This is a genomic window from Streptomyces sp. NPDC051105 (assembly GCF_040682795.1).
GTDB lineage: Bacteria > Actinomycetota > Actinomycetes > Streptomycetales > Streptomycetaceae > Streptomyces.
This window is the reverse complement of sequence record NZ_JBFBBR010000002.1, coordinates 142771-155712: the sequence shown is the minus strand read 5'-3', so window position 1 is coordinate 155712 and position 12942 is coordinate 142771. Positions and strand designations below refer to the sequence as shown.

The following is a 12942-nucleotide window of genomic DNA, read 5'->3' as shown; positions in this document are numbered from 1 at the left end:
ACCTCCGAAGGTTCGACATCGTTGTCTGCATCGTGAGGGGGAAAGACCGCAAAGCCCGGCACCTGGGTGGTTTCGTGTGCAGCGCGTCGCACGACCGGCGGACCACCGCACGGGAAGCGCAACGGGGCGGGCCCGGCGCGGGAACGGCGCCGGGCCCGGAGTACGCGGAGGGAGCTACGAGACCAGCTGCCCCTTCCCGAGGGCGATCACCCCGCCCTTGGAGACGGTGTACAGCTCCGCGTCCCGGTCCGGGTTGACGCCGATGGTGGCGCCGGGCGGGACCTCGACGTTCTTGTCCAGGACCGCGCCGCGCACCACCGCGCCCCGCCCCACGACCACGTTGTCGTGCAGGATCGACCCCTGGACCACGGCACCCGGGTCGACGCGCACGCCCGGTGACAGTACGGACCGGGTGACCTGGCCCCGGATCAGGCAACCGGCGCTGATGATGGACTCGCTCGCCATGCCGCCGGCGTTGAAGCGGGCCGGGGAGAGCTGGTAGGAGTGCGTGTAGATGGGCCAGCTGCGGTTGAAGAGGTTGAAGGCGGGCCGCTCGGCGATCAGGTCCATATGGGCGTCGTAGTACGCGTCGAGGGTGCCGACGTCCCGCCAGTAGCCGCGGTCGCGGCTGGTCTCGCCGGGGATGTGGTTGGTGCCGAAGTCGTAGAGCTGGGCCTCGCCGCGGGCGGTGAGCTGGGGCAGTATCGAGCCGCCCATGTCGTGCACGGAGTCGTCGTCCTCGGCGTCCCGGTGCAGGGACTCGACTAGGGCCTTGGTGGTGAAGATGTAGTTGCCCATGGAGGCGAAGACGGTGTCGGGGGCGTCCGGCAGCCCCGGCGGGTCGGCCGGCTTCTCCAGGAAGGTCTCTATCGTCTGCCCGTCCGAGCCCGGGGTGATCACACCGAACGCCGAGGACTCCACGCGCGGTACGCGGATGCCCGCGACCGTGACCCCGGCGCCGCCCTCGATGTGCTGCTGGAGCATCTGCCGGGGGTCCATGCGGTAGACGTGGTCGGCACCGAACACCGCGACGTAGTCGGGCTGTTCGTCATGGACGAGGTTGAGCGACTGCAGGATGGCGTCGGCGCTGCCCAGGTACCAGCGTGGGCCGAGCCGCTGCTGGGCCGGGACCGGTGTGACGTAGTTGCCGAGCAGACTGGACATCCGCCAGGTGGTGGTGATGTGCCGGTCCAGCGAGTGCGACTTGTACTGGGTCAGCACGCAGATGCGCAGCACGTCGGCGTTGACGAGGTTGGACAGCACGAAGTCCACCAGACGGTACGTCCCGCCGAAAGTGACAGCTGGTTTCGCGCGGTCGGCGGTCAGGGGCATCAGGCGCTTGCCTTCCCCGCCCGCGAGCACGATCCCGAGTACCGAAGGCCCACCACGACGCATGGCCGCTCCCCTCACCCTGGTGCTCCATGCCTGCCCTCGAAGCACTCCTGCTAAGCCTGTACCCCGATCGCGTCGAACAGGCGGCCTGCCAGTTACGACTGCTTGAGGATCTCCTCGTAGAGCAGGACCGTTCGCCGGGCCACCGCGTCCCAGCCGAACTCGCCCACGGCGCGCTCCCGTCCGGCCTCGCCCATCCGGCGGGCCGTCTCGCGGTCGCCGACGACAGCGTCCAGCGCCCGGGCCAGGCCCGCCTCGAAGTCGTCGTCCAGGTCGACCAGCAGCCCCGTCTTGCCGTCCTCGACGACCTCCGGGATGCCGCCGACCCGGGACGCCACCACTGGCGTGCCACACGCCATCGCCTCCAGGTTGACGATGCCGAGCGGTTCGTACACCGAGGGACAGGCGAACACGGCCGCGTGGGTGAGGAGTTGGATGACGTCCGCGCGCGGCAGCATCTGCGGGATCCAGTGCACGCCCTCGCGGACCCGGCGCAGCTCCTCGAAGAGCTCACGGAACTCCCGGTCGATCTCGGGGGTGTCGGGCGCCCCGGCGCACAGCACGACCTGCGCCCGCGGTTCGATGTCCCGTACGGCGCGCAGCAGATGCGGAACACCCTTCTGGCGGGTGATGCGGCCGACGAACAGCACATAGGGGCGGCCCGGGTCGACGCCGATCCGGGCGAGGACGTCGGTGGAGCGGTCCGGCCGGTAGAGGGCGGTGTCGATGCCGTTGTGCACGACGTGGACCTTCGCCGGGTCCAGGGCGGGGTAGCAGCCGAGGATGTCCGCGCGCATGGCCCCGGAGACCGCGATCACCGCGTCGGCGGCCTCGATCGCGCTGCGCTCGGCCCAGCTCGACAGGGCGTATCCGCCGCCGAGTTGCTCGGCCTTCCAGGGGCGCAGCGGTTCCAGCGAGTGCGCGGTCACCACGTGCGGGACGCCGTACAGCAGCTTGGCCACATGGCCGGCGAGATTGGCGTACCAGGTGTGGGAGTGCACGAGTTCGCGGCCTTCGAGGCCGGCGGCCATGGCGAGGTCCACCGAGAAGGTGCGCAGCGCGTCGTTGGCGGTGTCCAGCGCGGACCAGGGGCGGTGCCGGACGACGCCGACCCCGCGGCCCTCGCCCCAGCAGTGCACCTCCAGGTCGACCAGGGGCCGCAACTCCTTGGCGAGGAACTCGACATGAACACCCGCACCGCCGTAGACGTCCGGAGGGTACTCCCGGGTCAGCAGTCCCACTCGCACCCGCAACCCCCTGATCTCCACGGCCGGTTGTTCCATGGTCACCCAGATGCGGCGCGCGGGGAAGAGCGCGGTGGTTGTGTGAAACAACAGTCACCGCAGACCCCGCCGCCGGGCACCCGGTAGTAGAGACAGCAGCTGCGCCGCCGGAAGGCCGGGCCGGTGCGGATGCCGGTGGCGCTCAGCAGGGGGTGCTCGAAGAGCGCGTCGACGAGGGCGCGGGTCCGGTCCGCGGCCTCGGGGCGGCCGTCGGCACGGGCCCACCGCTCCAGCTCGCGGGCGGCGGCGGCCAGCGCGGAGCCCGCGTTGCCCCACAGCAGTCCGGCGGCGACACCGTAGCGGGCCCGCAGGGCCTCCGTCAGGGGTTCGAGATGGCCCTGTACGACGGCGTCCGCGAGCGTGGCCGGTCCGGCGCCCCCGGGCAGCGGCCGGACCTCGGTGAGCCAGAGGTCGTCGGGGGCGGCGGCGCCGGCGTCCCAGCGGAGCAGACGGGGGTCCAGGTCGGGGAGGCGGCCGTAGCGGGCGGCGCAGCCGAGGGCGACGGACCAGAGCCGGGCGGCGAGTCCCTGGTGGGCGATGGAGGCGGCGACCCGGAGCTCCGGAGTGCGGAGACGGTCCGCCACCAGCCCAACACGGAAAGTTAGCACATTTTCGTAAACATCCGATGTGACCTTTTTATAGGCCTTTGCGAGGTGTGACAGCTCGGCGATCCGTACCGCCTCCCGGTCTCCGGCCGCCGATCGGAGCGAGCGCAGGACGAAGAAGCCGCCGAGCGGCCGGAGCGCGGCGAGATCGGGGTCCAGGTCCACGAACAGCAGTAGTACCAGGCTTCTTGGGATCCCGTAGCCCCGGCTCTCCACCCGCCGTCGCCCACCCTGGGGATGATCGGAGACCTCCCCTACTCCATCGGTAGTACGAGGCATTGGGTGCTCAGGTACGACGACGGGAAGCGTTCGGGCGGGCAGAGTGTTGCTCATGGAAGCCGACCGTTCACCGTGCGGAACCGCCCTGCGGATCCGCCTGACGCAGAGGAGCCCTGCATGAGTTCCCTCGCGTTGTCCGTGGTGCTGTCCTTCGTGTCCGCCGTCGCCTACGCCGGCGGAGCGATCGTGCAGGAGCAGGTCGCGGTCACCTCCCCTGACGAGCAGTACGCGCCGCTGCGCCGCCCGAGCTGGTGGGGGGCGATGGCGCTGAACGGCCTCGGTGGACTGCTGCACGTCGTGGCGCTGGCCTACGGCCCGCTCAGCCTGGTGCAGCCGCTGGGCGCGCTCACCATCGTGTTCGCGCTGCCCATGGCGGCCCTGTTCGTCGGCCGCAAGGCCGGCTCCACCGCCTGGCGGGGGGCGATCATGGCCACCGTGGGTCTGGCCGGCCTGCTCTCCCTGGTGGGCTCCTCCGACTCCCACACCCTGGACTCCGCCGGCCGGACCGGGGTCGCGCTGGTCACCGGCGCCGCGATCGTCACGCTGATGGTCGCGGGCCGGGCCGCGCACCGGCACCCGGCGGTGCGCAGCGTGCTGCTCGCCGTCGCGTCCGGCATAGCCTTCGGCATGTCCTCGGTGTTCACCAAGGTCGTGGCGATCGACTGGGACGGCGGGATCGCCCTGTCCGACGGGCTGTGGCTGGCCGTGATCGGTGTCTACGCCGTCGCCGGCGTCATGATCTCCCAGGCCGCGTACCGCGGCGGCGGCCTCGCCGCGCCGCTGGCCACGCTGACGGTGGTCAACCCGGTGCTGGCCGCCGCGGTCGGCATCACGATGTTCGAGGAGACGTTCCGCTACGGCACCACGGGCACGATGCTGGCGCTGGCCTGCGGTGTGGTGGCGACGGGCGGCCTGATCCTGCTGACGACCGACCGCCTCGAGCACACACCGCACCCCGCGGACACCACACCGGAGCCGCTGGTCGAGGCACTCGTGGAACTGGCGGAGACAGGCTTGACGAACACCGGCCTCCCGAAGACGGACCTGACGACGGCGACCGACCTGACCGAGGTGGGCCTGGCGGAGGGCGGTATGGCCGACGCGGGCCTCGCGACCGCCGGTACGGCAGAGGTGGACCTGGCGGCGGTCGCCGGTCTGGCGGAGGCGGGCGGAGTCCTCGCCGGGGCGTTGGCGGACGGGGACGACCGGCCCCCGCGGGTCGAGATGCCCCAGCAGCGCACCGCGTCCGTGACAGACGTGGCCGACGTCCTGCTTCCCGCCGCAGGCTACGTGCCGGCCCCGGTGATCGACCGCCGCCGGATGCGGGTCAGATCCTGACGCCGCCGGCCCGGAGATAGGCGACCGGGTCGATGTCCGTGCCGAAACCGGGCCCCGTCCGCACCTCGAAGTGCAGATGCGGGCCCGTGGCGTTTCCGGTGGCACCCGAGCGGCCGATCCGCTGCCCCGTGGACACGCCCTGCCCCGCCCGCACGGAGATGGCCGAGAGGTGGCCGTACTGGGAGTAGCGGCCGTCGGCGTGCCGGATCACCACCTGGTAGCCGTACGAACCACCCCAGCCGGCCGTGACGACCTGCCCGGCCTCGACCGCCTTGACGGAGGTGCCGGTGGGCGCGAGGAAGTCGACACCGGTGTGGTAGCCCTTCGACCAGTGCGAGCCGGACGCGTGGTACGGCGTACCGATCGGGGCGTCGACCGGGGCGACGAGGGAGTGATCGCTGTGGGAGGAGGCCTTCTTGGTCTTGGCCTCCGGCTTGGCCTTGGTCTTCGTCCTGGCCGGCTTGGACGTCTTGGCCGCCGTCTTCTTCGCCGACGGTTCGGTCTTCGCGGCCTCGGCGGCGTGGCCCGTCAGGCTCAGTCGCTGGCCGGGCAGGATCAGGTCGGGATCGGAGCCGACCGTCGCACGGTTGGCCGAGTACAGCCGGTGCCAGCCGCCGGTGACGTCGTGTTCCTCGGCGATCCCGGAGAGCGTGTCGCCGTGCACCACGGTGTACATCTCGGCCTTGCCGGCCCGGGACTGCGGTGTGGTCTGCGGCTGTACGTCCCGTACCGAACTCTTGGCGGGGCGGGTGGCGGCGCTCTCGGTGTGCACCTCGGGTGTGCCGCCGCCGCGGGTGAGCCCGGCCTGGACCGAGCAGACGGGCCAGGCGCCCGGCCCCTGTCCGCCCAGGACCTTCTCGGCCACGGCTATCTGCTGGTCCTTGGTGGCGAGGTCGGCGCGCGGCGCGTACCGGGTGCCGCCGTAGGCCTCCCAGGTGGACTGGGTGAACTGGAGCCCGCCGTAATAGCCGTTGCCGGTGTTGATGCCCCAGTCGCCGCTGGACTCACAGGCGGCGACCTTGTCCCAGGTGGACACGGAGGCCGCGTCGGCGCTCCCGGCGGCGGCCAGCGGCAGCGCCAGCCCGGCACCGCCCGCCGTGACGGTGAGTGAGGCTCGGTTGATCCTGTTCGGCTGGTACCGGCGGTGCCGCCCGCGTTCGGCCATGTCTGAGATCCCCCTCGCCACGCGCGTCAGGAAGGCCAAAAGTAAGTGCCCCGAACAGGCCATGACAAGACAGCAATCAGCCGCCTCTCGTACCTGGGGGCACCGCCGTCACGCCGTGAAGCGGCGCGGGTCGGAGCCGAGTTGATCCGCCGTCAGCCCGGCGGACCGCACGGCACCCCTGGGAAGTGTCTCCCGAGGCTACTGAGGCGTCGGCGCCTGTGGTCCGTATCTGCAAGTGCGGCCGGTCGAACGGCGAGTCAGGATGGCCTTTGGGCAATACTGGCGGGCATGAGGGGCGGCAGCATCCCTTGCACGTTCTACGGGATCGACTTGATCTTTGAGGAGCAGGCGGTATGAGCACTTCGGCGCAGATCGGCGTCACGGGTCTCGCGGTCATGGGCCGCAACCTCGCCCGGAACTTCGCGCGCAACGGCTACACGGTGGCGTTGCACAACCGCACGGTGTCGAAGACACATGAGCTGGTGGAGAACTTCGGGGACGAGGGCGACTTCATCGCGGCCGAGACCGCCAAGGAGTTCGTGGAGGCCCTGGAGCGGCCCCGCCGGCTGGTCATCATGGTCAAGGCCGGTGACCCGACGGACGCGGTGATCGAGGAGTTCGCACCGCTCCTGGAGCCCGGCGACATGATCATCGACGGCGGCAACGCGCACTTCGCGGACACCCGGCGCCGCGAGAAGGCGTTGCGCGAGCAGGGCATCCACTTCGTCGGCATGGGCGTCTCGGGCGGCGAGGAGGGCGCGCTGCACGGGCCGAGCATCATGCCGGGCGGGCCGAAGGAGTCGTACGACTCGCTGGGGCCGATGCTGGAGAAGATCTCGGCGAAGGCGGCCGACGGCGCGCCGTGTGTGACACACATCGGCCCCGACGGCGCCGGGCACTTCGTGAAGATGGTCCACAACGGCATCGAGTACGCCGACATGCAGCTGATCGGTGAGGCGTACCAACTGCTGCGGGATGTCGCCGGGTACTCCCCCGCGCAGATCGCGGACGTCTTCCGGACCTGGAACACCGGCCGCCTCGACTCGTACCTGATCGAGATCACGGCGGAGGTGCTGGCGCACGTGGACGCGGCGACCGGCAAGCCGTTCGTGGACGTGGTGGTGGACCAGGCCGAGCAGAAGGGCACCGGCCGCTGGACCGTGCAGATCGCGCTCGACCTGGGCGTGCCGGTGTCCGGGATCGCCGAGGCCGTCTTCGCCCGCTCGCTGTCGGGCCACGCGGATCTGCGGGCGGCCTCGCGCGGGCTGGCGGGGCCGAAGCCGACGCCGCTGTCCGAGGCGGAGGCGGGAGCCTTCGCGGACCGGGTGGAGCAGGCGCTGTACGCGTCGAAGATCGTGTCGTACACGCAGGGCTTCCACGAGATCCAGGCGGGCAGCGACGAGTACGACTGGGACATCGACCTCGGTGCGGTGTCCTCGATCTGGCGGGGCGGGTGCATCATCCGGGCGGCGTTCCTGGACCGGATCCGCGCGGCGTACGACGCGCGGGCGGATCTGCCGAGCCTGCTGTCCGACGAGACGTTCGCCCGGGAGATCGCCGGGGCGCAGGACGACTGGCGTGAGGTGATCATCGCGGCGACCCGGGAGGGGGTCGCGGTGCCCGGTTTCTCGGCGGCGCTGGCGTACTACGACGCGCTGCGGGCGGAGCGGTTGCCTGCGGCGCTCACGCAGGGGCAGCGGGACTTCTTCGGGGCGCACACGTACCGGAGGGTGGACCGGGAGGGTGCGTTCCACACGCTGTGGGGCGGGGACCGCAGCGAGGTCACCGCGTAGTCGGGCCTGGTTGTTCAAGACGGGTGCGGGTGAGCTGCGGGCTCGCGCGGTTCCCCGCGCCCTCGATGAGGGCCGCTTGTCGGTCGGGCGCGGGTCCGTCGTAGGTCTTGCGAAGTTCCCCGCGCCCCTGAGGGGGGTGGGGCGCCCAGGCTGTTGGCCGGGTGCGGGTCCGTCGTGGGATTTGCGCAGTTCCCCGCGCCCCTGAGGGGGGTGGGGGCCGAGGTTTCGGTCTCGGGTGTGGGGCCGTCGTGGGGTTTGCGTAGTCCCCGCGTCCCCTGGGGGTGTCTTTGGTGTGGGGTGTTGGGGGGGTTCGGGTTCTCAGGTGAGGGGTGGGCCCGGTTCCGGGGTGGGGTCTGGGTTCGGGGGGACGGGGGGTGGGGTGGGGGTCGGTGGTGGGGGCGGTGTGGGGACGGGGCCCGGGGCTGGGGGTGGTTCGGGGGTGGGGACCGGGCTGGGGTAGGGGTCCGGAGGCTGGGGGTCAGGGGGTACCGGGGTGGGCTGCGGGTTCGTCATGGTGTCCTCCGGCCAGTGGCTCGACTTCACCTCTGGGGTGTACATCCCACGTACCCGAACGGGGCCGGTGCACTCTCACCCTGCCGCCCGCGCTGCCGCCGCCAGGCCGGGGCGTGGGCTGGAGAGGATCGGCACGGCTGTGGTCGTCAGCCGCTGGGCGGAGGCCATCGAAGCCTGTGCCAGGACGATCACGTCGGCGTCGGTGACGGCGTCCGCGGCGGCTGCCACCAGGCGGGCGCATCCCTCGATGTCGCCGGCCTCGAAGTGGGTCCAGGCGTCCGGCACGACCTGAGCGCTGGCGCGGATCGGGCGGTCCGCGCGGCGGGCCTCGTCCTCGATCAGGGCCAGGGTCGGGGCCAGGGTGCTCTCGACCGTCGCCAGGACGGCGACGCGGGGCCCCGCCGTCACTGCCGCCGCCGCCATCGGACGATCGCCCCGAATTATGGGGACGCCGACCTTTCCGGCGGCCCGTTCCGCCACCTCGCCGATCGTCGAGCAGGTGCAGAGCACGGCCCGCACGCCGTCCGCCGCCGCTCGCTCCAGGGCCGCCGTGACCTCCGGTGCCACCGCCTCGGGGCCCTCCCGGCGGGCCCGGGCCAGGAGTTCCGGTGCCACGAGGTGCCGTAGCCCCAGACCAGGGTGGTCCTCGTCGCGCAGGGCCTCGAAGACGGGGATGTGGAGGGGAGACGTGTGAAGGAGGGCGAGCACCTGTGGTTCCTCAGAAGCGGCCGGGGTGAGCGACCAGCCACTCCTTCGCCGCGCGCAGCAGCTCGGGGTCCGCCGCCGGCGCCACCTCGGGGTGGCGTTCGGCCCACCTGACGACGTACGGGCAGAGCGGGGCCACCGGGGTGTCCTCGCGCTCGGCGATCGCGTACAGCTCGCGGGCGAGGGAGCCCGCGATGCCCTTCCCCTCGTGTTCCGGTTCCACGATGGTGTGGACCGGCACCAGGGCCCGGGAGGGCGACTCCAGCACGAAGTACTCGACGTGGCCGACGACTTCGTCGCCGGCGACCGCCTCCAGACGACCGGCCTGCCGGTCGTCGCGGATCTCGATCTCGCTCATGTCGCCCTCCTGGTCCGCCGGTCAGGCCGACACGGCCTGCGGGCTGCGCTCCTGGTCCGAGCCGGGTACCGGCTCGGACGGGTCGGCGCCGAGCGCCACGACGCGGTTGTCGTGGTCGACGTGCACGACCCGCGGCCGAAGCGTACGCGCCTCGGCGTCGGTGACCTGAGCGTAGCTGATGATGATCACCAGGTCTCCGGGGTGCACGAGATGGGCGGCCGCCCCGTTGATCCCGACGACTCCGGAGCCCCGCTCGCCCTCGATGACGTACGTCTCCAGCCGGGCGCCGTTGCTGACGTCGACGATGTGCACCAGCTCGCCGGGGAGCAGGTCGGCGGCGTCGAGGAGGTCGGCGTCGATGGTCACCGATCCCACGTAGTGCAGGTCGGCCTGGGTGACGGTGGCTCGGTGGATCTTGGACTTGAACATGGTGCGCAACATTGGGGCACTCCCACAAGTAGGCTCCCTGCCTGCGTTTTTGCAGGTCAAGGGCGGTTTCCACACCCTACAACGAGTCGCGTGTTCCGGCAGCTGTCCCCAGGTTTTTCAGGACTCATGCTGACCACTTGCCGACGTTCCTGACGCCCCGTCAGGTAGCCGGGGAAGGCTTCGCCCACTCTCGCGGACCCCACCGTGGCGACGGCCCAAGCCTACGCAGCACCCCCGAAGGACGTCCGTGATCACCGTCACGCGGACGGTCTGGACGGCAGTCAGGAGCGAAGGCGCTCGACCGGAAGTATGAGGTAGCCCCATGCCGTTGTCGCACGACCACATCCGCACCACCGTCGATACTTACCTCGCTCGCACCCTCATGAGCGCGAGCAGCTCGGCGACCTCCTGGAAGCCCTGGACCGGACCGGTGACGACATTGCCAGCCGTTCCACCTTCACCGGACACGTCACCTGCGGCGCGGTCGTCGTCGACCAGCTCGCCCGTGTCCTGCACGTGCTGCAGCTGGCGAGCGGGAAGGTCCTCACTCCCGGCGGACACACCGCGCCCTCAGACGACTCCCTGGCATCATCAGCGCTGCGAGAGCTGCACGAGGAGACCGGCATCCCGCCCCAGTCCGTCACGCCGTGGCCCGGCTACGAGACCGTTCCTCTGGACATCGACATCCACGACATCAACGCTCACCCCGGCAAAGGCGAACCCGGCTGTCAGCACTTCGACCTCCGGTTCCTCTTCCGCCTGCACACCACGACCGAGGCACCGGTCATGCTGCAGGAAGAAGAGATCGGCGGCATCGAGAGGCGGCCCGGGGACCGGGTGACCTCCCGACCGTGCGCGAGAAGCTGCTCAAATTCCGGCCGTCAGCCGAACCGGAATTGGCCAACGCCTCCGCCCTGATCTACAACTTACCGACCGCCCCACGAGTCCCAGCGTCACTCGTTCGGACCCTCTCCTCCACTGTCCCGTTCGTATTAACCAACCTCCCCAGTTGTCTTCAGGACATGGGAAGAATCAGCGAGGAGGCACGAGTGGCGCGTAGTCGAGTAGTACTTGGGGATCTCAGAGTCCAGGTGTTGAAGAGATCGGGCGGCGGGCTGTCGTACTCGATCGTCTGGCCAGACTGTTCGGTCGACGAGGAAGCGGACTCGTATTTGTCACGAAGTGCATTCAGTCCGCCACCTTCAACGGCGCCCGCCGCGTGCTCCGGTTCGGGTTGGACTCCGGTGATGCCGAACGCCTCGGCCTTGACCGCCGGTTCGCGCTTGCGCTGCCGGGCGGCGACATGCGAACGGGGCGTAGGCGCCCCTTTCCAGATGTTCTCGCTCGGGCCGTCGCCAATCAGCAGAACCTGGAGAGGTTAGAGGAAGCCGACGAAGACGACCGTGGCATCCGGGATATCTGGGAAACCCAAGTCCTCACCGGGCGGCGAGGAAAGGAGGTTCGCGAGGTACGACTGGATTGCATCAGCCGCTTGAACGGCGTTCCCCTGTTCTGGCACGACCAAACGAAAGTTGGAAATCTCGACGAGGCGATTCGGATTCCCGAGCGGCTATACCTTCGCCTTGAGCGGCGCCAGAAAAAGACAATCGATCGATACATTCAGAGGGTAGGTTACCCGCCAGCACCACAAGAACGAAGCCAGATCGCCCTATTTCCGCGTCGAGCGAGTAACCGGCAACTACTCAAGAGCGTCAGCTACAAGTGGTTCCTCAAGCTGTTCCGCACGTGGCTGGAGACACTCGACGTAGGTCATGGAGTCCCTCATCAGGCAAGGCACACGCTAGCCACAAAACTCCTCAAGGCAGGCGCGAACCTCACTCAGATTAAACGGTACTTGGGGCAGATCTCGGCGGTGATGGCCGAGCACTACGTACACATCGCCAACACCGACTCCGAACTCAACGACGCGCTGAATGCCGTTTGGGTCGCCGGCCCCGGCGCCGCCCAGCCCGGCCTCGCTCTCACCTCAGGCAAACCCATGACCCGCGCAGAGGCCGAGGCCCTTGCCATCGACCTCTCGCGCAAGTCGACGCCTGCCGAGGGTGGCTTCTGCACCTTCCAAGCAGTTGTCGACGGGCAGGCGTGCCCGTGGAATATGGACTGCCATAACTGCGACAAGTTCGTCATGTCCGGCGCTGACCTCGTCTACTGGCACCGCAAGCGCGAACAATGGCACGCCATGCGAGGGGGCATCCGACAGTGCGACCGCGGACTACCTGCACGACATCTTCGAACCCACGGCCCGCGCAATTGACGGCCTCGAAAAGACCCTCGGAGCCGTCGGTCTACTCGATGAGGCCCTCGCACTCGATCTCCGCCGGCCACAGGAGTACTTCGGCCGTGTCTGGGCCACCGCCTTCCGCGCTCAGGGACTAGCCCAGCACCAGACAGACGGGACCGCAGCATGAGGCCCACCGTCCCCGAGGCCGCCATCGCCGCTCGCAAGCGCCAAAGCGAGGAGAAGCTCGCCTGGGTCGAAACTGCGATCCGCCACCTACGCCGCGAACGCGGACGTCTCACTGTCAAAGCGATCGCTCAGCGCGCGGGCGTCTCCGCCACGTTCCTCTACGAGAACGTCGGCGCCCGCGCCCTCGTAAAGAACGCGGTCGCCGATAGCCGCAGCCGCCACGACCAGAAGAACCAGCACGAACACGATCGCGTTGAGGCCACCTGGCGCGAGCGCGCACTCAACGCCGAGGCGGAGCTGGCCCGAGCCCAGAAGGAGGTACGCACTCAGCGGCAGCGCATCGGTGAACTCATGGGTGAACTACGCGACTTCGACCAGATGGTCCCCGGCGAGTCGGTGCAGGCCCTCACCACCGAGAACACCACCCTCAAACACCGGGTCAACCAGCTCACACAGGAGCACCGCAAGCTCCAAGAGCGACTCGAAGGTGCCCGCTCCAACCTCCGCTTCGCCGACAAACGCATCGCGGACCTCGAGGTCCAACTCCTGGAAAAGGACCCCTCATGCACCCCGCCCCCGATTCCGCCCCAGTCGCTCTCGACCGCCAGACGATCCACGCCCTCGCGTCGGTCATGAGGCAACTGGAAGCGTTCC

The 12942-nt window shown here is 69.9% G+C and carries 13 protein-coding genes; 5 read left to right on the top strand and 8 right to left on the bottom strand.

Annotation, left to right across the window (positions count from 1 at the left end; translation table 11 throughout):
- Window positions 1–174: 174 nt before the first annotated feature.
- The 3 genes from glgC to AB0N16_RS04665 all read right to left on the bottom strand — a co-directional run bounded on the left by glgC (window position 175) and on the right by AB0N16_RS04665 (window position 3445).
- Window positions 175–1395, bottom strand: a complete 1221-nt coding sequence (gene glgC / locus AB0N16_RS04675) for a glucose-1-phosphate adenylyltransferase (protein WP_351744298.1) — start codon at window positions 1393–1395, stop codon at window positions 175–177.
- A 92-nt stretch (window positions 1396–1487) separates the two neighbouring features.
- Window positions 1488–2639, bottom strand: coding sequence for a glycogen synthase (gene glgA, locus AB0N16_RS04670; RefSeq protein ID WP_365794025.1), 1152 nt, complete (start codon window positions 2637–2639; stop codon window positions 1488–1490).
- 38 nt (window positions 2640–2677) lie between these two features.
- The gene (locus tag AB0N16_RS04665) at window positions 2678–3445 is read right to left on the bottom strand and encodes a (2Fe-2S)-binding protein (protein WP_365794023.1); all 768 of its coding nucleotides are present in this window, start codon (window positions 3443–3445) and stop codon (window positions 2678–2680) included.
- A gap of 231 nt (window positions 3446–3676) precedes the next feature.
- Between AB0N16_RS04665 and AB0N16_RS04660 the strand changes: the two genes are divergently transcribed.
- On the top strand, window positions 3677–4897 hold the full coding sequence (locus AB0N16_RS04660; RefSeq protein WP_365793041.1) for a DMT family transporter: 1221 nt from the start codon (window positions 3677–3679) through the stop codon (window positions 4895–4897).
- On the opposite strand, the gene AB0N16_RS04655 is transcribed toward AB0N16_RS04660, so the two are convergent.
- On the bottom strand, window positions 4887–6062 hold the full coding sequence (locus AB0N16_RS04655; protein WP_365793039.1) for a transglycosylase family protein: 1176 nt from the start codon (window positions 6060–6062) through the stop codon (window positions 4887–4889). The two genes, AB0N16_RS04660 and AB0N16_RS04655, sit on opposite strands and share 11 nt — an antisense overlap.
- A gap of 353 nt (window positions 6063–6415) precedes the next feature.
- Between AB0N16_RS04655 and gndA the strand changes: the two genes are divergently transcribed.
- A complete protein-coding gene (gene gndA, locus AB0N16_RS04650; protein ID WP_365793037.1) occupies window positions 6416–7855 on the top strand; it encodes an NADP-dependent phosphogluconate dehydrogenase in 1440 nt (479 codons plus the stop codon).
- 588 nt (window positions 7856–8443) lie between these two features.
- On the opposite strand, the gene AB0N16_RS04645 is transcribed toward gndA, so the two are convergent.
- The 4 genes from AB0N16_RS04645 to AB0N16_RS04630 all read right to left on the bottom strand — a co-directional run bounded on the left by AB0N16_RS04645 (window position 8444) and on the right by AB0N16_RS04630 (window position 10376).
- The gene (locus AB0N16_RS04645) at window positions 8444–9076 is read right to left on the bottom strand and encodes an aspartate/glutamate racemase family protein (protein WP_365793035.1); all 633 of its coding nucleotides are present in this window, start codon (window positions 9074–9076) and stop codon (window positions 8444–8446) included.
- A 10-nt stretch (window positions 9077–9086) separates the two neighbouring features.
- Complete coding sequence (locus AB0N16_RS04640) at window positions 9087–9431, bottom strand: GNAT family N-acetyltransferase (RefSeq protein WP_365793033.1); 345 nt, start codon at window positions 9429–9431, stop codon at window positions 9087–9089.
- 21 nt (window positions 9432–9452) lie between these two features.
- Entirely contained in the window at window positions 9453–9872 is a 420-nt protein-coding gene (panD, locus tag AB0N16_RS04635) for an aspartate 1-decarboxylase (protein WP_365793031.1), read from the bottom strand.
- A 351-nt stretch (window positions 9873–10223) separates the two neighbouring features.
- The gene (locus AB0N16_RS04630; RefSeq protein WP_365793029.1) at window positions 10224–10376 is read right to left on the bottom strand and encodes a hypothetical protein; all 153 of its coding nucleotides are present in this window, start codon (window positions 10374–10376) and stop codon (window positions 10224–10226) included.
- On the opposite strand from AB0N16_RS04630, the gene AB0N16_RS04625 reads away from it, so the two are divergent.
- The 3 genes from AB0N16_RS04625 to AB0N16_RS04615 all read left to right on the top strand — a co-directional run bounded on the left by AB0N16_RS04625 (window position 10377) and on the right by AB0N16_RS04615 (window position 12924).
- Entirely contained in the window at window positions 10377–10778 is a 402-nt protein-coding gene (locus tag AB0N16_RS04625; RefSeq protein WP_365793027.1) for an NUDIX domain-containing protein, read from the top strand. It begins immediately after the preceding gene.
- A 316-nt stretch (window positions 10779–11094) separates the two neighbouring features.
- Window positions 11095–12135, top strand: coding sequence for a tyrosine-type recombinase/integrase (locus AB0N16_RS04620; protein WP_365793025.1), 1041 nt, complete (start codon window positions 11095–11097; stop codon window positions 12133–12135).
- 150 nt (window positions 12136–12285) lie between these two features.
- On the top strand, window positions 12286–12924 hold the full coding sequence (locus AB0N16_RS04615; protein ID WP_365793023.1) for a DUF6262 family protein: 639 nt from the start codon (window positions 12286–12288) through the stop codon (window positions 12922–12924).
- Window positions 12925–12942 lie beyond the last annotated feature (18 nt).